The following is an 18,679-nucleotide window of genomic DNA, read 5'->3' as shown; positions in this document are numbered from 1 at the left end:
TCTTCGGAGTTCTCCATGACGGCCCACGCCGACCTTTCGCCGACCCTCCAACTCGCCATCGACCTGATCCGCCGTCCGTCCGTGACGCCGGTCGACGCCGATTGCCAGAAGCAGATGATGCAGCGCCTGGGCGATGCCGGTTTCACGCTGGAGCCGATGCGCATCGAAGATGTGGATAACTTCTGGGCCATCCACGGCAACAACGACGGCCCGGTGCTGTGCTTCGCCGGTCACACCGACGTGGTGCCGACCGGCCCGGTGACCGCCTGGCAGATCGATCCGTTCAATGCGGTGATCGATGAACACGGCATGCTCTGCGGCCGTGGCGCGGCAGACATGAAAGGCAGCCTGGCGTCGATGACCGTGGCCGCTGAGCGTTTCGTTGCCGATTACCCGAATCACAAGGGCAAGGTCGCGTTTCTGATCACCAGCGACGAAGAAGGCCCGGCGCACCACGGCACCAAGGCTGTGATTGAGCGTCTGGCGGCGCGCAAAGAGCGTCTGGACTGGTGCATCGTCGGCGAACCGTCGAGCACCACACTGGTGGGCGACGTGGTGAAAAACGGCCGTCGCGGCTCGCTTGGCGCCAAACTCACCATCAAAGGCATTCAGGGCCACGTCGCCTACCCGCATCTGGCGAAGAACCCGATTCACCTCGCGGCGCCGGCCCTGGCTGAACTGGCCGCCGAGCATTGGGACCACGGCAACGACTTCTTCCCGCCGACCAGTTTCCAGATTTCCAACGTCAACTCCGGCACCGGCGCGACCAACGTGATTCCGGGCGATCTGGTGGCGGTGTTCAACTTCCGCTTCTCCACCGAATCGACCGTTGAAGGCCTGCAAAAGCGCGTGGCCGACATCCTCGACAAGCATGATCTGGACTGGCACATCGACTGGGCGCTGTCAGGCCTGCCGTTCCTCACCGAGCCGGGCGCGCTGCTCGACGCGGTGTCGTCGAGCATCAAGGACATCACCGGCCGCGAGACCAAGGCGTCCACCAGCGGCGGCACGTCCGATGGCCGTTTCATCGCGACCATGGGCACCCAAGTCGTTGAGCTGGGCCCGGTCAACGCAACCATTCACCAGGTCAACGAGCGTGTGCTGGCGGCCGATCTCGACGTGCTGACCGAGATCTACTACCAGACCCTGATCAAGTTGCTCGCCTGATGCTGGCATGCCCGATCTGCAGTGAGCCGCTGAACGCGGTAGACAACGGCGTGGTCTGCCCCGCCGGGCATCGCTTCGACCGTGCGCGCCAGGGTTACTTGAACCTGTTGCCGGTGCAGCACAAAAACAGCCGCGACCCTGGCGACAATCAGGCGATGGTCGAGGCGCGCCGCGACTTCTTGAACGCCGGGCATTACGCGCCGGTGGCCAAGCGTCTGGCCGAGCTGGCAGCGAGTTACGCACCGGCGCGCTGGGTCGATATCGGTTGTGGCGAGGGTTACTACACCGCGCAAATCGCCGAAGCCCTGCCGGATGCCGATGGCTACGCGCTGGACATCTCCCGCGAAGCCGTCAAGCGCGCCTGCAAACGCAATCCGCAACTGACCTGGTTGATCGCCAGCATGGCCCGCGTGCCATTGGCGGCGGGCAGTTGCCAGTTTCTCGCCAGCGTTTTCAGTCCGCTGGACTGGGAAGAGGCCAAGCGCCTGCTCAGCGTCGGCGGCGGCCTGATGAAAGTCGGCCCGACCAGCGGCCATCTGATGGAACTGCGCGAACGTCTTTACGACGAGGTTCGCGAATACACCGACGACAAGCATCTGGCCTTGGTGCCGTCAGGCATGGCACTGGCACACAGTGAGACGTTGGAGTTCAAGCTGACGCTGGACAAACCCGAGGATCGCGCCAACCTCCTGGCGATGACACCCCACGGCTGGCGCGCCAGTGCCGAACGCCGCACGGCGGTGATCGAACAGGCCGAGCCGTTCGTGACCACCGTGTCGATGCGCTACGATTATTTCGTTCTTCAATAACTTTTGGTCTCGGGCAAGTGCCCGGGGCCGGCTAAATCCGCGAATGGATTTTTCAGACCCGCAGTGAGGACATCCATGCGCCAACCGGATATCGAGATTTACCTGAAAGACGCCGACGTCGACCACAAAGCCATTTCCGCCTGGCTCGGTGAAGCGTTGGGCCCGTGCAGCGACTGGGTACAGAAAGGCCAGACCTACAAGTGCAAGGCCGGCAACATCCCGGTGACCTGGCTGCCCAAAGCCGTGGGCAAGTGGAACAGCCTGTACCTGGAAAGCGATGCGACCCCATGGGACGACGACATCGCCTGCGCCCGCGCCGCGTTTGCTGCGCTGAACGTCGAAGTGCGTTGTGCACCGGGGACGTGGGTCGAGGAAGAAGGCGAGGAAACGGCGGATCGCTGGATGCGCATCAGCGCTGATGGTGAAGAAGAGATCACCTGGAAAACCGCCTGAACAACCCGGCGCCATATCTGTCCCACGACGGATATGGCGCCCGATTTTTTGTCCTAGATCCCTTGATCGGCATCGGAGTAACTGAAGATGTTCGCTGCATGGGGCGAGACTTTAATGACAGGAATACGTCTACCTGTCGTTTTCAAGAAGTCCCGCTGAATATTCTTCGCTCCTTCCACACCGACCGCCCGGCTCGCAGTATTGAAGTAGATGAACGCCTTGATCGGCAGATTCGAAATGTTCTGCGGCCAGGTCTTAATCATCACCTCGTTTTGTCGCCACGAAGCCAGTTCACCCGCTGGATTTTCCCGCGAAAGTAAACTGAGTGCGAACCCCGCCCTATCCACACCGAAACTGCATTGATGGTGATAGCGGTTGGTGCTGCTGGCTGGATACTGCCGGAAGTGCGCACGCCAGGTCGTCAGTGTCGTGAGGCCTTGAGCAGCACATGGAACACTGCTGCTCGGGAAATTGCTCGCAGCCCCGCAGCCGGCTGCACTACGAATCAAAGTGCCCCCATCGTAGGGGTATGAACACAGGACTTGAAGCGGGTAGCCCCCATTGACGGTAAAGTTCTGCCCCGTTTCCAGAACAAAACCCTGGGTTCGACTACCTTGCAGTTGATTCATGCCAATACCCGTCTTCATGTAGCTGAATGACACCCCGCCTAGTTTTTCGGCGCCCGGACTAGGGTTCCAGGCATGAAATGCCGTCGAATCATCAACTGTGCGAATCAGTACCCCGGCGCAGTACCATGCTCCCAGACTGGAATTGCTCGGACAGGTATTACTGGTCGTCGAATATTGTACGTTCAACTCATTTGCAACCCGTGGGCCGTCGCCCGGAGCGGCAACACCTGTCACCTTGATCGGCAAGGGAGATGAAGTGATCAGATTCCCGACACCGCCCACTTTATAGGTGTAAGTCAGGTTGACCGTACGTGCCTTGTTTTCAGTGATCCAGGCTTTGGGCAACTTGAAGGTCAGCGTGCCCACGGTGGACACGGTCTGGATTGGCGCATCACGCAACGCCACACCGGTCAGGCGCACACCGACAGTATCCTTTGGCGCCAGGCTCGGATAACTGACCTGTACGTTGGCTTCGGTGCCGAGCGTATCGGCATTCAACTCGCCCGCCGGGGCTTCGACCACCTTGAACACACTCTGGCCCTGCGCGCTGACCACGCGGATACTCAGTGGGGACGAGGTAATCAGATTTCCGACACCGCCGACCTTGTAGGTGTAAGTCAGGTTGACCGTACGCCCCTTGTTTTCGCTGATCCAGGCTTTGGGCAACTTGAAGGTCAGCGTGCCCACGGTGGACACGGTCTGGATTGGCGCATCACGCAACGCCACACCGGTCAGGCGCACACCGACAGTATCCTTTGGCGCCAGGCTCGGATAACTGACCTGTACGTTGGCTTCGGTGCCGAGCGTATCGGCATTCAACTCTCCCGTCGGGGCTTCGACCACCTTGAACACACTCTGGCCCTGCGCGCTGACCACGCGGATGCTCAGTGGGGACGAGGTAATCAGATTTCCGACACCGCCGACCTTGTAGGTGTAAGTCAGGTTGACCGTACGCCCCTTGTTTTCGCTGATCCAGGCTTTGGGCAACTTGAAGGTTCGCGTGCCCACGGTGGACACGGTCTGGATTGGCGCATCACGCAACGCCACACCGGTCAGGCGCACACCGACGGTGTCCCTAGGCGCCTGACTCGGATAATTCACCTGAACAGTGGCCTCTGTGCCGAGGGTATCGACATTCAACTCGCCTCCCGGCGCGTCGACCACTTTGAATATCGCGGGCTGCGCCGCCGAAATACCTGATTCTTGTTGTGGCAATGCCAGACCTGTCATTGCGCGAGCGAGCGGTTCCGGAGAAGCATTTTCGGAGGTCGTCTGACCTGAGCACCCGAAAAGCCCCAAGACCAGCAAAATCGAAATACCTTTCCACATGACCGCTTTCCTCTCGCGTAGGTAGAGCCGCGAAAATACTGGCTCCAAGGCACGTTTTCGCGAAAGTAGCCGTGAGAACAAAAGCTGTCTACTGTCAGATCTGACAGGGTGTTTATTCATACAGCGCAGCGTTGGATGAGATTTCACACCCAAAAAAAGATCGCAGCCTGCAGCAGCTTTTGTAGTAGCTGCAGAAGGCTGCGATCTTTTGATCCTGGATTTACAGGCCTACAACATCCTCAGCCTGCAAACCCTTGTCACCTGTCACCACCGCATACTCGACCTGCTGGCCTTCGGTCAGCGACCGATGCCCTTCGCCGCGAATCGCGCGGTAGTGCACGAACACGTCCACCCCGTCTTCGCGCTGAATGAAGCCGTAGCCCTTGGCGTCGTTGAACCACTTCACGTTTCCGGTTTCACGTGTTGCCATCTGTTCATACTCCTTTTTTATTATTGAACAGGCTTTTCGCAGGAAAGCCTTTGAGGAACGTCAGCCTGCGTCCGACGTCCATAAAAGGGCCCCGGCGACAGACCGCCGAGTATATGACAGGAGCGAAAAGTCTCAACAGGAGATTACTTCGCCGCTTTTTTGCCGATTTTCGATGAATCCGGCAAACTGTCGACCGCCCGAGCAAACGCTCGGTTTTATTCACTCACGCAGAAGCCGTATGACCCGTTCCCCGTTCCGCCGTCTTGTGTTTGGCACCTTGCGCCGACTGTTGTACCTCTGGGTTCGCTCCGAGACGATCAATCAGTCGTCGTTCACCCTCAACCTCGACCGCAGTCGTCCGGTGTTCTACGTCCTGCAAAACCCATCGCTCACCGACCTGGCAGTGGTCGATACCGAGTGCACCAAGGCCGGCCTGCCTCGCCCGGTGCTGCCGGTGTCGATCGGTTCGTTGATCGAACCGGCGGCGTTCTTTTACCTGACGCCAGACCCGGACTGGCTCGGCCGTCAGGACAAACGCGGCGCGCCGCCGACCCTGACCCGCCTGGTCAGCGCCCTCACCCAGAACGCCGCCGAAGATGCGCAAATCATCCCGGTCAGCGTGTTCTGGGGGCAGTCGCCGGACAGCGAGTCGAGCCCGTGGAAATTGTTGTTCGCCGACAGTTGGGCGGTCACCGGACGTCTGCGCCGGCTGCTGAGCATCATCGTGCTGGGGCGTAAAACCCGTGTGCAATTCTCTGCGCCGATCCACTTGCGCGAGCTGATCGAACACAACAAGGGCCACGAGCGCACCGTACGCATGGCCCAGCGCATCCTGCGCGTGCACTTTCGCAACCTCAAAGCGGCGGTGATCGGCCCGGACATTTCCCACCGCCGCAACCTCGTCAAAGGCCTGCTCAATCAGCCGCTGGTCAAGCAAGCGATCCTTGATGAGGCCGAGCGCGAAAACATCTCCCCGGAAAAAGCCAAGGCCCAAGCCCTGCGCTACGGCAACGAGATCGCCTCGGACTACACCTACACCGCGATCCGCTTCCTCGAAGTGGTGCTGAGCTGGTTCTGGAACAAGATCTACGACGGCATCAAGGTCAACCACATCGAAGGCGTGCAGAAGGTCGCCCAGGGTCACGAAGTGATCTACGTGCCGTGCCACCGCAGCCACATCGACTACCTGCTGCTTTCGTATCTGCTGTTCCGCAACGGCCTGACCCCGCCGCACATCGCCGCCGGGATCAACCTCAACATGCCGGTGATCGGCAGCCTGCTGCGCCGTGGCGGTGCGTTCTTCATGCGCCGCACGTTCAAGGGCAATCCGCTGTACACCTCGGTGTTCAACGAATACCTGCACACCCTGTTCACCAAAGGTTTCCCGGTCGAATACTTCGTCGAAGGCGGCCGCTCGCGCACCGGGCGCATGCTGCAACCGAAAACCGGGATGCTCGCGATTACGATGCGCAGCTTCCTGCGCTCCTCGCGCATGCCGATCGTGTTTGTGCCGGTGTACATCGGTTATGAACGCGTGCTGGAGGGCCGCACCTACCTGGGCGAACTGCGGGGTGCGAGCAAGAAGAAAGAGTCGATCTTCGACATCTTCAAAGTCATCGGCGCGCTCAAGCAACGTTTCGGTCAGGTGGCCGTCAACTTCGGCGAACCGATCAAACTGGCGCAATTCCTCGATGCCGAGCAACCGGGCTGGCGCCAACAGGAACTTGGCCCGCAGTACAAACCCGCGTGGCTCAACGCGACCACCCATCGCCTCGGAGAGAAAGTCGCCCAGCACCTCAACGAAGCGGCAGCGATCAACCCGGTCAACCTGGTGGCACTGGCGCTTCTGTCGACCAGCCGCCTGGCACTGGACGATCGGGCCATGGCGCGCGTGCTGGATCTGTATCTGGCCCTGCTGCGCAAAGTCCCGTACTCGCCACACACCACCCTGCCGGAAGGTGATGGCCGTGCGCTGATCGAGCATGTGAAGGACATGGACCTGCTGTCCGAGCAAAGCGATGCGCTGGGCAAGATTCTCTATCTGGACGAGCAGAACGCCGTCCTGATGACCTACTACCGCAACAACGTGCTGCACATCTTTGCCCTGCCGGCGCTGCTGGCGAGTTTCTTCCAGAGCACCTCGCGCATGAGCCGCGAACAGATCCTGCGCTACACCCGCGCGCTGTATCCGTACTTGCAGTCGGAGCTGTTCATCCGCTGGAGCCTGGACGAGCTCGATGCAGTGGTCGATCAGTGGCTGGAAGCATTTGTCGAGCAAGGTCTGCTGCGTTTCGAGAAAGAGGTGTACCTGCGTCCGGCGCCAAGTTCGCGGCATTTCGTGTTGCTGACGCTGCTGTCGAAGAGCATTGCGCAGACCCTGCAACGTTTCTACATGACCGTGTCGCTGCTGCTCAACGCCGGCCAGAACGCCGTCAGCGCCGAAGAACTGGAAGACCTCTGCACGGTCATGGCTCAGCGCCTGTCGATCCTGCATGGCCTCAACGCCCCGGAGTTTTTCGACAAGAGCCTGTTCCGCCACTTCATCCAGACCCTGCTCGACCTCGACGTGCTGCGCCGCGACGAAGCGGGCAAATTGAGCTACCACGAACTGCTCGGCGAACTGGCCGAAGGTGCGGCCAAACGCGTGTTGCCGGCGGACATTCGTTTGTCGATCCGTCAGGTGGCGCTGCATCGCAGTGAAGATGCGGCCGACCAAGTCGCCACACCGCCCGAGACCTGATGAAAACCCTGTGGAAGCGGGCTTGCTCGCGAAAGCGGTTCAACATTCAACATCGCTGTTGAGTGTCACACCGCCTTCGCGAGCAAGCCCGCTCCCACAATGAAAGGAGATTTGCCATGAAAAAACTGACCATTCTCGCTGCCGCTGCCCTGCTCAGCGCCTGCCAATCGACCACTCCCGCCGGCAAGGTCAGCCTCGACGGCGAAGTGTTCTACCTGCAACGCATCGCCCTGCCACCGAGCGCAACGCTGAGCGTGAGCCTGCAAGACGTTTCACTGGCCGACGCCCCAGCCGTTGTACTCGATGAACAGAAAGGCCCGGTCAAAGGCCAAGTGCCGCTGCCGTTCCACTTGAGCTACGATCCGGCGCAGGTCAAACCCGGCCACCGTTACTCGGTCAGCGCACGCATTGAAGTGAACGGCGAACTGATGTTCATCACCACCGAAAACCATGCCGTGCAACTGGACGGCAACGATCCGCAGCCGCTGAAAATCCGCGTTGACGCCGCGCGTTAATTCATTTTCTGAAACAAGGAAGCCGCCATGCTCCGTCCCACCTTTCGCTTCGCCGGCCTGTGCGCAGGCCTGATGATCTGCGCCAGCGCCATGGCCCTGTCACTCAGCGACCTGTCACAAAACGACGCCACCGGCGGCCTCAAGGACGCCTTGACCCAAGGCGCACAACTGGCCGTCAAACAATTAGGTACCCCGGGCGGTTTCAGCAACAACCCGGACGTGAAAATCGAACTGCCGGGTAAACTCGGCAAAGTCGCCGGCAAGATGAAAGCCTTCGGCATGGGCGCCCAGGTCGAAGAACTGGAAACCGCGATGAACAAAGCCGCGGAAAGCGCCGTGACCCAGGCCCAGCCGATCCTCGTCGACGCCGTGAAAAAAATGAGCGTGGCCGACGCCAAAGGCATCCTCAGCGGCGGCAACGACTCGGCCACACAGTACCTGGACAAATCCAGCCGCGAACAGATCCGTGCCAAGTTCCTGCCAATCGTCAAACAAGCCACCGACAAGGTCGGCGTGGTGCAGAAATACAACACCTTCGCCGGCCAGGCCGCGACCTTCGGCGTCGTCGACGCCAAGAGCGCCAACGTCGAAAACTACGTCACCGAGCAAGCACTTAACGGCCTGTTCGAGATGATCGGTAAACAGGAAGAAACCATCCGCAAAAACCCCGCCGCTGCTGCAACAAGTCTGGCGAAGAAGGTGTTTGGGACGCTGTAAGGTTCTGAACACCAAAAAGCCCGCTGAACGTCATACGTTCAGCGGGCTTTTTTGCAGGCGTCAGGTTTGCGGATCGACTTCGAGAAGTGCCAGCAGGCTGTCTCACACAATGGCATCGAGTGTCATCAGGTCGCAATCGGTCGGCTGTCAGGCCGCCATCGCTGGCAAACCCACACCGAAAAGCAAAAACACCACACACTAGCCCCGCGTCGCCCTTCACCACTCAACAGGATGAGCGTTAGCTCGGCTGCAGCTCTTGACGTACCGGCCCCTTCGGCAGGCTTCGTTTCGGGATTCATCCGGGGGTAGGCGCGCAGCGCCGTTCGACGAAGTCGAACACATCGAAAGGAGGTGCAGCGCAGCAAACCGGAGGCGATGCCCCCGGATGAAACCCGCAACGAAGGCACCCCGAGCCCCAGCGAGCGGGCCGTACGCCGGGGCCCAGCGTTTTGGTTCCTTTTGGGCGTTTGCAAAAGGGACTCGCTGTAAAAGCGAAACCGCCAGAGCCAGCACCCGAAGCAACGGATATTCACCAAGAACACCCACAGCATGGTCGGCCCAAAGGCCGCCAAGCCTCAAGCCTCCCGACGCACTCGGAACCAAGCCGCATACAACGCCGGCAAAAACAACAACGTCAGAGCCGTCGCCACAATCAACCCCCCCATGATCGCCACCGCCATCGGCCCAAAAAACACACTGCGCGACAACGGAATCATCGCCAGAACCGCCGCCAGAGCCGTCAACACAATCGGCCGAAAGCGCCGCACGGTAGCCTCGATAATCGCCTGCCAAGGCCTGAGCCCCGAGGCAATATCCTGCTCGATCTGATCCACCAGAATCACCGAGTTGCGCATGATCATCCCCGACAGCGCAATCGTCCCCAACATCGCCACAAATCCGAACGGCTGCCGAAACACCATCAAAAACAGCACCACCCCGATCAACCCCAACGGCGCCGTCAAAAACACCATCGCCGTGCGCGAAAAACTGCGCAGTTGCACCATCAGCAACGTCAGCACAACGACAATGAACATCGGCACCCCGGCGTTCACCGACTTCTGCCCCCGCTGCGAATCCTCCACCGTCCCACCGACATCCAGCAGATAACCGTCCGGCAACTCGGCACGAATCGAATCCAGCGTCGGCAGGATCTGTTTCACCAACGTCGCCGGTTGCTCCCTGTCATAAATGTCCGCGCGCACCGTCACGTTCGGCAGGCGGTTACGGTGCCAGATGATGCCTTCCTCAAAGCCGTATTCCAGCGTGGCCACTTGCGACAACGCGACGCTGCGGCCGTTGTCAGTCGGCACTGCCAGGCTCGGCAACAGCGACAGTTCAGTGCGTTCATGCACCGTGCCGCGCAGCAGAATCTCGATCAACTCGTTGTCTTCGCGATATTGGCTGACACTCGACCCGGTCAACGAACTCTGGAGGAATTTCGCCAGATTGGCCGTGCTCACCCCAAGTGCCCGAGCGCGATCCTGATCGATGTTCAGGTAGATCACTTTGCTCGGTTCTTCCCAGTCCAGATGCACGTTGACCACATGGGGATTCTCGCGCACCTTGGCCGCCACCTTGCGGGCAAGCGCACGAACTTCTTCGATGTGCTCACCCGTGACGCGAAACTGCACCGGATACCCCACGGGCGGGCCATTTTCCAGACGTGTCACCCGCGAACGCAGCGCCGGAAACTGTTCGTTGAGCGTATCGATCAACCAGGTTCGCAGCGCTTCACGCTCTTCGATATTTTTGGCCAACACCACAAACTGGGCGAAGCTCGCCGCAGGCAGTTGCTGGTCCAGCGGCAAATAGAAACGCGGCGAACCGGTGCCGACATAGGCCACATAGTTATCGATGCCGGCATGCTCCTTGAGTATCGCTTCAAGCCGCTTGACCTCACCGGTGGTATTGGCCAACGAAGCGCCCTCGGCGAGTTTCAGATCGACCATCAATTCCAGTCGATTTGAGGCCGGGAAGAACTGCTGCGGCACGAAGCGGAACAACATCACCGACGCGATAAACAGCCCCAACGTCAGCACGATCACGGTTTTACGATGGACCACACACCACTCCACCAGACGTCGAACGCGCTGATAGAACGGTGTGCCATAAGGGTCCGACTGACCGTCCCCGGCGCCGTGTTTGGCGGCATGAATTTTCGCCAGGTCCGGCAGCAGTTTTTCACCCAGATACGGCACGAACACCACCGCTGCCACCCACGAAGCAAGCAGCGCGATGGTCACCACCTGGAAAATAGAGCGGGTGTACTCACCGGTGCCGGACTGCGCCGTGGCAATCGGCAGAAAGCCTGCGGCGGTAATCAGCGTTCCGGTGAGCATGGGGAACGCGGTGCTGGTCCAGGCGTAGCTCGCGGCCTTGATCCGGTCGAAGCCCTGTTCCATTTTGATCGCCATCATCTCCACGGCAATGATCGCGTCGTCCACCAGCAAGCCCAGCGCCAGAACCAGCGCACCGAGGGAGATTTTGTGCAGGCCGATACCCAGGTAATACATGCAGGCAAAGGTCATCGCCAAGACCAGCGGAATGGTCAGCGCCACGACCATGCCGGTGCGCACGCCCAAGGAGAAGAAGCTCACCAGCAACACAATCGCCAGCGCCTCGACCAACACCTGGACAAACTCGCCAACCCCGGTTTTCACTGCTGCCGGTTGGTCAGACACCTTGCGCAGTTGCATACCGGCCGGGAGGTTTTTCTGGATACGCGAGAACTCGCCTTCCAGCGCCTTACCCAGTACCAGAATGTCACCGCCGCCCTTCATCGCCACCGCCAGGCCGATCGCATCTTCGCCCATGAAGCGCATGCGCGGCGCCGGCGGATCGTTGAATCCACGCCGCACGTCGGCGACATCGCAGATACGGAACGTGCGATCACCGACCCGGATGGGGAAGTTCCTGATCTCATCGACCGTCTGAAAATTCCCCGAAACCCTTAGCTGCAAGCGCTCGGTAGGCGTCTCAAAGAAACCCGCCGTGGACACCGCATTCTGTTCCTCCAGCGCCTGTTGCACCGCCGCCAGCGGTAAACCGAGGGTGGCGAGTTTGACGTTCGACAGCTCGACCCAGATTTTCTCGTCCTGCAAACCGAGCAAATCGACCTTGCCGACATCCTTTACCCGTTGCAGCTGGATCTGGATGCGATCGGCGTAATCCTTGAGCACGGCGTAGTCGAAACCGTCGCCGGTCAGCGCGTAGATATTGCCGAAGGTCGTGCCAAATTCATCGTTGAAAAACGGCCCCTGAATGCCCGGCGGCAGCGTCTGGCGGATGTCGCTGATTTTCTTGCGTACCTGATACCAGAGATCGGGAATCTCCACCGAATGCATCGAGTCGCGCGCAATGAAGGTGACTTGAGACTCACCAGGACGGGAGAACGAAACAATGCGCTCGTACTCACCGGTTTCCATCAGTTTCTTTTCGATGCGTTCAGTGACCTGCCGTGAGACTTCCTGCGCGGTCGCCCCTGGCCAACGGGTTTGAATCACCATGGCCTTGAAGGTGAACGGCGGGTCTTCACTTTGGCCGAGTTTGGTGTAGGACAACGCACCGACGATGGCCAGCAAAAGCATCAGGAACAGTACGATCTGGCGATTACGCAGCGCCCATTCGGAAAGGTTGAAGCGCATCGGGACTTACTCCTTGTCCGCCAGATTGACCACACGGTTGGAACGATCCACGGGGCGCACCTGCTGCCCTTCGAGGAGCACATGCACGCCGGCAGCCACGACCCAGTCGCTGGCATTGAGGCCTTCGAGCACCGGCACGGTTTTTTCACCGAATGGGCCGACTCGCACGGGGGTCTTCTTCAAGGTGTTGTTGGCGCTGACGACCCAGACGTAGGTCGCACCGTTCTCGGCCGTCAGTGCCGAAAGCGGCACCGATAGCGACGCGGTATTGGCTGATTGCACGAACACACGCGCACTCTGGCCGAGTTCGGCCGGGACTTTGCCACTGGTGAAAGAGATACGGGCAGCGAAGGTGCGGGATTTGGGATCGGCGGATGGCGACAGCTCACGAATCTGCCCGGCGAAGCGCTGGTTCTGCTGCGTCCAGAGCTCTACGGTAACCGGCTGACCGACCTTGAACCTGCCAAAACTCTGTTCCGGCAGGCTGATCAGCACTTCACGCTCACCATCGGCGGCGAGTGTAAACACCGTCTGCCCTGCAGCGACCACCTGCCCCACTTCCACCGAGCGCTTGGCAACCACACCGTCCTGGGGCGCACGCAACACGGCGTAACTGGCCTGATTGGTCGAAACGTTGAATTGGGCTTTGATCTGTTTGAGGCGGGCTTCGCCGGAGCGATAAAGGTTTTCGGCGTTGTCGTAGGCCGAGCGGCTGACCATCTGCCGATCCATCAGCGTCTTGTAGCGGTCACGTTCGGCGCGCACCAGAGTGAGATTGGCCTCAGCGGCAGAGACTTGGGCGCGAGTCGCTTCCAGTTGCAGGCGTACGTCCTGGGGATCAAGTTCGGCGAGCGGCTGATCGGCCTTCACGCGCTGACCTTCCTCGACCAGTCGTCGGCTGACTTTTCCACCGATGCGGAACGCCAGATCAGGTTCGTAACGGGCGCGCACTTCGCCCGGATAGCTTTCCATCTTCTGCGCCGAAGGCTCTGGCTGCACCACCATCGCCGGTCGCACGGTAACGGGCGCTGCCTCTTCCTGGCCACATGCGGACAGTAAAAAAACCAGGCTGACTGGCAACGCAAATGGCCACGTGAGGTGCAGTGCATGGCGGGACATGGTGACGGACCTTTCGCTAATGGTGCTTGGAATAATTATACTGGCCGGTATGTTATTAATAGCAAACTCACCAGTCCAGTAATAAAAGCGAAGAATGTCGAACAATCTTGCAGTTCCAAACGGCCCGGGCCGCCCCAAGGATCTGGCCAAACGTCAGGCGATTCTCGATGCGGCGAAAATTCTGTTTCTGAGTCATGGCTATGCCAACACCAGCATGGACGCGGTGGCCGCCGAGGCCGGCGTGTCGAAGCTGACGGTCTACAGCCATTTCACCGATAAGGAGACACTGTTCTCCGCCGCCGTGGTGGCCAAATGCGAGGAACAATTACCGCCGTTGTTCTTCGAATTGCCGGACGGCATTGCCGTGGAAAATGTGTTGCTGAACATTGCCCGGGGCTTTCATCACCTGATCAACAGCGATGAATCGGTGAATCTGCATCGCCTGATCATGGCACTGGGCGCGCAGGATCCAAAACTGTCGCAGATTTTCTTTGAGGCCGGCACCGAGCGCATGGTGCAAGGGATGGAGCGGCTGCTGACGCAGATCCACGAAAGCGGCGCGCTGAACATCGACCTGCCGCGTAACGCGGCTGAGCATTTCTTTTGCCTGATCAAGGGCGCGGGCAATTTTCGCTTGTTGTATGGCTGTGGGGAGCCGTTGACTGACGAGGCGGCGCAGAGCCATGTGCAGGAAGTCGTGGGATTGTTTATGCGGGCGTATCGGCCCTGAGTTTTGCGCTGTATTGGCCGGCCCCATCGCTAGCAGGCTAGCGATGGCAGCGACGCGGTCTTAAGCCTTGAGCGCCTTCTTCGGGTAAATGTCATACCGGCTGGACTTGCCATCCAGCGCATGACTCGGCTTCGGCCCGTCGATGCACGGCGCCTTGCGCGGCCGCTTGACCACCACCCGGTGCGTGGCCAGTGCCAACGCCGCTTCAAGCAACGCCGGTGCATCCGGATCATCGCCAACCAGCGGCCGGAACAGGCGCATTTCCTTCTTCACCAACGCGGTTTTCTCCCGATGCGGGAACATCGGATCAAGGTAGATCACTTGCGGTGGCTCGCCCTCCCAGTGGCGCATGACCTCGATGGAGTTGCCCTTGAGCAACTTCATCCGCGCCACAATCGGCGCCACGTCGAAATCTTCCGCCGCGCGCGCCAGGCCATCCTCCAGCAACGCACCGATCAGCGGCTGGCGCTCGATCAGGCTCATCTCGCAGCCCAGACTCGCCAGCACGAACGCATCCTTGCCCAGCCCTGCTGTGGCATCCAACACCCGCGGGCGCACACCTTGGGCAATGCCGACAGCCTTGGCGATCATCTGCCCGCTGCCACCGCCGTATAAACGACGATGCGCCGCACCGCCCTCGACAAAGTCCACGCGCACCGGCCCCGGCGCATCCGGCCCCAGTTGCTGGAGTTGCAAACCCTGCTCGCCGACCTGCAAGGCAAACTCGCCATCAGCCACTTGCAACGGCAGGCCCAGACGCTTGGCCCACTGCTCGGCCTGCGCTTCAAACATCGGGCCAAGGGCCTGGACATGGATGCGGCAGGCCGCGGGTTGCTCAATCATGGAAAACACGCTCAAAAAAGTTAAGGATCGGCAGAAACCGCCGATAACCCAATCAACGCGCATTTTGCCAGAGCTGAGCGTCAACCGAAAAAAATGTCAGGCATTCTTCCCACATCGATTGGCTACATCTCGCCCCATGGCGATTTCAGCCGTCAAAATACTCAAGCACTGAGCGGCGTCAGTCACCTGTGGCAGGATTTCTTTGCCCAGGCCCTGGCCGAACAGACGAGTGAAGTGGTGCCCGCTTGCGGCACGTTTCCACCGGTTGACCTGAACAGCCCTGAAGAGCCGACCCTGGGCAGCGAACTGCACGCGCATATCGTCAGCCAGCGTGAATGCGAAGTCGTTGAAACCGAAGTGCGTCCGCCGGAGCCGCTGTTCCTGCCAATCGCCGAGTTCGAAATGGAACTGGCCGACAAGCCATTCCCACCGTTCCCGCCGGAAGAAATCAAAGCTCAGCAAGAGCAGCAGGATTTCGACAGCAGTTGGGTTCGCCCGATCGTGATCAACAATGGTCAGCCAATTCCGGAGCCAGGCGCTGCGCCGCACAAGCGTCCACTGTACTTGCCGATTGCCGAGTTCGATCTGGACTTGCTGGACAAGCCATTCCCGCCGTTCTCGCCGCAAGAAATCGCCGAACAGCAAAAGGCGCTGGACTTCGATAACGGCTGGGCACGCCCGATCGTTTTGCAGAACCTGCGCATCGCCGCCTAAGCCTCAGCGACACACGCTCCAGCGCCCGATATCGACATGAAAATGATTGCGATGCGCCGCGTTGTAATCCGGGCTCAACACCACACTGAATGCCTTGCACGCGCCATCACGCACCTGACGCAGAAACTGTGCGTCCTGATTCTGCTTGGGCCAATCCTTTAGCACGCTGACACGGCGACCGCTCGCCAGACGAAAACCGGCGATATCCAGCGCATCGGCACTGGCATGCCGGCTGAGCGCGCCGCTCTCGCGGTTGTAGAGATTGCGGCAGGCGAAACTGCCGAGGTGATCCAGGCGTGCGACGTTCTCGCCGTAAACGGCCTGCGCGGCGGGTTGCAGGGTGTGTCGCTCGAACATCGCGTAAGCCACCGCCAACGGGCAACTGGCGAGGAAGCTGCTGCTCAGCGCCACCTCTGCACCCTGAACGCGCAAGGCGCCAATCAGCGGGCACTTGGCGTCGGGGCTATCCGCTTGGCTCGTCACGCGCAACGCCGAGCTGGCCAGTGCTTGCGCACACAGCTCTGGGTCACCGCGCAAGCGCATCAGCTTGTAACCGGTCAGCCAATTGGGTGCAGCCTTTACATCCAGCGGCGCCCACGGGTTCCACTCGGGCGGCACTGGCAGCCAACCACGCCAGACACTGACCATGGCGCCGACAATGACCAGCAGCACAGCCCATGGAATCCATCGCACCCTGTTCAGCCTTTGAAAAACTGATTGGCCTTGGCGTAAGGCATCGACTGCGACGTAAAACCGAATGTGCCCGATTGCTGGATTTCTTCAGCCGCACGGAAGAATTCGCCGAACGCGGCCAGGGCCAATGCCGAACCGGTACTGATCCGCCGCACACCGATGTCTTCCAGTTGCTGCACCGTCATCTTCAGCCCGCCGGACATCAGGACGTTGACCGGTTTGGGGGCCACCGCACGCACCACCGCCAGCACTTCGTCAGCATTGCGCAAGCCGGGCGCATACAGCACGTCGGCGCCCGCCTCGGCAAAAGCCTGCAAGCGGCGGACGGTGTCATTGATATCGGGATTGCCGTGCAGATAGTTTTCCCCACGGGCCGTCAGGATGAAGGGAAACGGCAACGTGCGTACGGCAGCGACGGCGGCTTCGACGCGCGCCACGGCGTGTTCAAAGCAATAGATCGGGGCGTCTTCACGGCCGGTGGCGTCTTCGATTGAGGCGCCTACCGCGCCCGCTTCGGCTGCGCGCAATACGCTTTGGGCGCATTCGACCGGGTCATCGGCGAAACCGTTTTCCAGATCCACCGCTACCGGCAAATCGGTGGCTGCGACAATCGCGCGGACATTCGCCAACGTCTCATCGAGACTCAAAGCACCATCGGCTTTGCCCTGGGAAAATGCGTAACCGGCGCTGGTCGTCGCCAGTGCCTGATAGCCAAGGCTGGCGAGCATCTTCGCTGAACCGGCGTCCCACGGATTGGGAATAACGAAAATCCCCGGGCGTTCATGCAGGGCTTTGAAGGCGTGGGCTTTGCGGGTTTGCGCGTCCATTGGCAGCTCCGGGGCAGATGAATAAACCCGCCTCAGAGCAGGCCAAGTTGCTCCGCGGCGGGCTCTCTGTATAGCTCAGGCAGCGATGGCAAGCCAGGCAAACGTTGCATCAGTTGTACATGAAAACGTTGCGCCAACTTCGCCGCCAGCAGGTTGTCGGCAGTGTGCAGGAAGATGTATGGCGTGCGGCCTTCTTCTATCCACTCGGCGATTTTCGCCACCCACGGCACCAGGAACGCATCGTTGGCCTCAAGCTCGGGATGACCAATAAAGCGCACTTGCGGGAACTGCGTGAACGCCGCTGGACGCGTCGGTACACGCGGCTTTTTCGATTGAGCGTGAACCACCGAAGACTCGGTCGACAGGCAACTGAACAGCGCTCGCGGGTCGAGACAGATACGCTCAACCCCACGATCGAGCAGCAGCCGATTGAGCAGGCGCTCGCTCTCGCCCTTGGCGAAGAACTGCTCATGCCGCACCTCAACCGCCAGCGGGCAGTCCAGCGCATCGATAAACGCCGCCAACTCCGGCAGCCGATGCGGCGTGAAGCTTTTCGACAATTGCAGCCACAGCGGCGAGACACGCTCGCCGAGGGGTTTGAGTAACTGCTGGAAGGTTTGGGCAGCGGTCAGTTGCTCGCGCAGGTCACCGCTGTGGCTAATGTCGCCGGGGAACTTGGCAGTGAAGCGAAAGTGTTCAGGCATGACGTCGGCCCAACGCTGCACAGTGGCCGGCGAAGGACTGGCGTAGAAGGTCGTGTTGCCTTCCACGGCGTTGAACACTTGGCAATAGAGGCTGAGGAAGTCAGAGGTTTTGGCGTCTTCCGGATACAGATACTCGCGCCAGGCGTTTTCGCTCCAGGACGGGCAACCGAGGTAGTAAGGCAGAGCCATCAGATGTAAAGGTCGAGGCCCAGCACGTCCGCATCCCAATCGACAAAACCGGCAGTGCTCAGGTAGCTGGCCAAGGCCATGGCTACGCTTTTCTTCATCGCACGGTGGTAGATCATGTCTTGCTGACGGGCAGGCAGATTGCTCAAGCGTTGCGCAGAGGCTTTGGCAGCACGGGCGGCCAGTTGCTCTTCGGTGGGGAATTCCAACTCGCCGTCGATATCGTCGACGGTTTCTTCCTGCGCCACATTGCCTTTGCGAGGCTTGCGCTTGATGGGGTAGGACTGAGAGGAAACGCCGTCTATACGCATAAATTCATGCTCGGTATCAATGATGGCAATTTAGCGGCACTTGACCGACTTAGCAAACTGCCGAGTGATAACTAGAACACATAAAGCGCAAAAGGTTTAAAACGTGGGGTTAGAAACTG

17 protein-coding genes are annotated in these 18,679 nt (G+C 60.1%); 8 read left to right on the top strand and 9 right to left on the bottom strand.

All coding sequences use genetic code 11. The features are described 5' to 3' along the window. Positions 1-15: 15 nt before the first annotated feature. The 3 genes from dapE (at position 16) to AACY02_RS01995 (ending at position 2,429) form a co-directional block, all read left to right on the top strand. On the top strand, positions 16-1,167 hold the full coding sequence (gene dapE, locus AACY02_RS02005; protein WP_339430533.1) for a succinyl-diaminopimelate desuccinylase: 1,152 nt from the start codon (positions 16-18) through the stop codon (positions 1,165-1,167). After that, a complete protein-coding gene (locus AACY02_RS02000; RefSeq protein ID WP_339430532.1) occupies positions 1,167-1,976 on the top strand; it encodes a putative RNA methyltransferase in 810 nt (269 codons plus the stop codon). Before dapE ends, AACY02_RS02000 begins: the two co-directional genes overlap by 1 nt. 75 nt (positions 1,977-2,051) lie before the next feature. After that, positions 2,052-2,429: a hypothetical protein gene (locus AACY02_RS01995; protein ID WP_339430531.1), complete on the top strand. Its 378-nt coding sequence runs from the start codon at positions 2,052-2,054 to the stop codon at positions 2,427-2,429. Between the two features lie 53 nt (positions 2,430-2,482). Here the strand turns inward: AACY02_RS01995 and AACY02_RS01990 are convergent, their stop codons facing one another. Then, a complete protein-coding gene (locus AACY02_RS01990; protein ID WP_339430530.1) occupies positions 2,483-4,273 on the bottom strand; it encodes a hypothetical protein in 1,791 nt (596 codons plus the stop codon). Between the two features lie 334 nt (positions 4,274-4,607). Then, a complete protein-coding gene (locus AACY02_RS01985; RefSeq protein ID WP_095189383.1) occupies positions 4,608-4,817 on the bottom strand; it encodes a cold-shock protein in 210 nt (69 codons plus the stop codon). A 238-nt stretch (positions 4,818-5,055) separates the two neighbouring features. On the opposite strand from AACY02_RS01985, the gene plsB reads away from it, so the two are divergent. The 3 genes from plsB (at position 5,056) to AACY02_RS01970 (ending at position 8,789) form a co-directional block, all read left to right on the top strand. Continuing rightward, a complete protein-coding gene (gene plsB / locus AACY02_RS01980; protein WP_339430529.1) occupies positions 5,056-7,557 on the top strand; it encodes a glycerol-3-phosphate 1-O-acyltransferase PlsB in 2,502 nt (833 codons plus the stop codon). Positions 7,558-7,673: 116 nt separating this feature from the next. Further along, positions 7,674-8,072 carry a YbaY family lipoprotein gene (locus AACY02_RS01975; protein ID WP_221733955.1) on the top strand — a complete coding sequence of 133 codons (399 nt, stop codon included), beginning with the start codon at positions 7,674-7,676 and terminating at the stop codon, positions 8,070-8,072. A gap of 27 nt (positions 8,073-8,099) precedes the next feature. Next, positions 8,100-8,789, top strand: a complete 690-nt coding sequence (locus AACY02_RS01970) for a DUF4197 domain-containing protein (protein ID WP_339430528.1) — start codon at positions 8,100-8,102, stop codon at positions 8,787-8,789. A gap of 575 nt (positions 8,790-9,364) precedes the next feature. On the opposite strand, the gene AACY02_RS01965 is transcribed toward AACY02_RS01970, so the two are convergent. Together AACY02_RS01965 and AACY02_RS01960 are read right to left on the bottom strand one after the other, a co-directional pair. After that, the gene (locus AACY02_RS01965; protein WP_339430527.1) at positions 9,365-12,433 is read right to left on the bottom strand and encodes an efflux RND transporter permease subunit; all 3,069 of its coding nucleotides are present in this window, start codon (positions 12,431-12,433) and stop codon (positions 9,365-9,367) included. A 6-nt stretch (positions 12,434-12,439) separates the two neighbouring features. Continuing rightward, positions 12,440-13,552, bottom strand: a complete 1,113-nt coding sequence (locus AACY02_RS01960; RefSeq protein WP_339430526.1) for an efflux RND transporter periplasmic adaptor subunit — start codon at positions 13,550-13,552, stop codon at positions 12,440-12,442. 94 nt (positions 13,553-13,646) lie between these two features. Here AACY02_RS01960 and AACY02_RS01955 point away from each other — a divergent pair, with 94 nt between their 5' ends. Beyond that, entirely contained in the window at positions 13,647-14,282 is a 636-nt protein-coding gene (locus AACY02_RS01955; RefSeq protein ID WP_339430525.1) for a TetR/AcrR family transcriptional regulator, read from the top strand. A 60-nt stretch (positions 14,283-14,342) separates the two neighbouring features. Here the strand turns inward: AACY02_RS01955 and AACY02_RS01950 are convergent, their stop codons facing one another. Beyond that, positions 14,343-15,125 carry a class I SAM-dependent methyltransferase gene (locus AACY02_RS01950; RefSeq protein WP_445261505.1) on the bottom strand — a complete coding sequence of 261 codons (783 nt, stop codon included), beginning with the start codon at positions 15,123-15,125 and terminating at the stop codon, positions 14,343-14,345. Between the two features lie 93 nt (positions 15,126-15,218). Between AACY02_RS01950 and AACY02_RS01945 the strand changes: the two genes are divergently transcribed. Beyond that, complete coding sequence (locus AACY02_RS01945) at positions 15,219-15,839, top strand: energy transducer TonB (protein WP_339430524.1); 621 nt, start codon at positions 15,219-15,221, stop codon at positions 15,837-15,839. Positions 15,840-15,842: 3 nt separating this feature from the next. Here AACY02_RS01945 and AACY02_RS01940 read toward each other — a convergent pair whose 3' ends face one another. The 4 genes from AACY02_RS01940 to AACY02_RS01925 are packed head-to-tail and all read right to left on the bottom strand — an operon-like array spanning position 15,843 to position 18,560. Then, complete coding sequence (locus AACY02_RS01940; RefSeq protein WP_339430760.1) at positions 15,843-16,487, bottom strand: extensin-like domain-containing protein; 645 nt, start codon at positions 16,485-16,487, stop codon at positions 15,843-15,845. Positions 16,488-16,537: 50 nt separating this feature from the next. Then, the gene (locus tag AACY02_RS01935) at positions 16,538-17,359 is read right to left on the bottom strand and encodes an isocitrate lyase/PEP mutase family protein (protein WP_339430523.1); all 822 of its coding nucleotides are present in this window, start codon (positions 17,357-17,359) and stop codon (positions 16,538-16,540) included. A gap of 32 nt (positions 17,360-17,391) precedes the next feature. Then, positions 17,392-18,252 carry a DUF72 domain-containing protein gene (locus tag AACY02_RS01930; RefSeq protein WP_339430522.1) on the bottom strand — a complete coding sequence of 287 codons (861 nt, stop codon included), beginning with the start codon at positions 18,250-18,252 and terminating at the stop codon, positions 17,392-17,394. Next, positions 18,252-18,560 (bottom strand): hypothetical protein, encoded by a 309-nt coding sequence (locus tag AACY02_RS01925; protein ID WP_339430521.1) that lies wholly within the window; start codon positions 18,558-18,560, stop codon positions 18,252-18,254. The genes AACY02_RS01930 and AACY02_RS01925 overlap by 1 nt, the downstream gene beginning before the upstream one ends. Positions 18,561-18,679 lie beyond the last annotated feature (119 nt).

It is taken from the genome of Pseudomonas sp. EA_65y_Pfl2_P78, from assembly GCF_963970495.1.
Lineage (GTDB): Bacteria > Pseudomonadota > Gammaproteobacteria > Pseudomonadales > Pseudomonadaceae > Aquipseudomonas > Aquipseudomonas baetica_A.
The sequence above is the reverse complement of the archived record's forward strand: the minus strand, read 5'-3'. Positions and strand labels throughout refer to the sequence as shown.

Bases quoted from the DNA above. Each gene is read 5' to 3' on its own strand.
- AACY02_RS01985 (WP_095189383.1), bottom strand. From the start codon at position 4,817: ATGGCAACACGTGAAACCGGAAACGTGAAGTGGTTCAACGACGCCAAG.
- dapE (WP_339430533.1), top strand. From the start codon at position 16: ATGACGGCCCACGCCGACCTTTCGCCGACCCTCCAACTCGCCATCGAC.
- AACY02_RS01935 (WP_339430523.1), bottom strand. From the start codon at position 17,359: ATGGACGCGCAAACCCGCAAAGCCCACGCCTTCAAAGCCCTGCATGAA.
- AACY02_RS01940 (WP_339430760.1), bottom strand. From the start codon at position 16,487: ATGGTCAGTGTCTGGCGTGGTTGGCTGCCAGTGCCGCCCGAGTGGAAC.
- AACY02_RS01950 (WP_445261505.1), bottom strand. From the start codon at position 15,125: ATGATTGAGCAACCCGCGGCCTGCCGCATCCATGTCCAGGCCCTTGGC.
- AACY02_RS01970 (WP_339430528.1), top strand. From the start codon at position 8,100: ATGCTCCGTCCCACCTTTCGCTTCGCCGGCCTGTGCGCAGGCCTGATG.
- AACY02_RS01975 (WP_221733955.1), top strand. From the start codon at position 7,674: ATGAAAAAACTGACCATTCTCGCTGCCGCTGCCCTGCTCAGCGCCTGC.
- AACY02_RS02000 (WP_339430532.1), top strand. From the start codon at position 1,167: ATGCTGGCATGCCCGATCTGCAGTGAGCCGCTGAACGCGGTAGACAAC.
- AACY02_RS01995 (WP_339430531.1), top strand. From the start codon at position 2,052: ATGCGCCAACCGGATATCGAGATTTACCTGAAAGACGCCGACGTCGAC.
- AACY02_RS01960 (WP_339430526.1), bottom strand. From the start codon at position 13,552: ATGTCCCGCCATGCACTGCACCTCACGTGGCCATTTGCGTTGCCAGTC.
- AACY02_RS01930 (WP_339430522.1), bottom strand. From the start codon at position 18,252: ATGGCTCTGCCTTACTACCTCGGTTGCCCGTCCTGGAGCGAAAACGCC.
- AACY02_RS01965 (WP_339430527.1), bottom strand. From the start codon at position 12,433: ATGCGCTTCAACCTTTCCGAATGGGCGCTGCGTAATCGCCAGATCGTA.
- AACY02_RS01955 (WP_339430525.1), top strand. From the start codon at position 13,647: ATGTCGAACAATCTTGCAGTTCCAAACGGCCCGGGCCGCCCCAAGGAT.
- plsB (WP_339430529.1), top strand. From the start codon at position 5,056: ATGACCCGTTCCCCGTTCCGCCGTCTTGTGTTTGGCACCTTGCGCCGA.
- AACY02_RS01925 (WP_339430521.1), bottom strand. From the start codon at position 18,560: ATGCGTATAGACGGCGTTTCCTCTCAGTCCTACCCCATCAAGCGCAAG.
- AACY02_RS01945 (WP_339430524.1), top strand. From the start codon at position 15,219: ATGTCAGGCATTCTTCCCACATCGATTGGCTACATCTCGCCCCATGGC.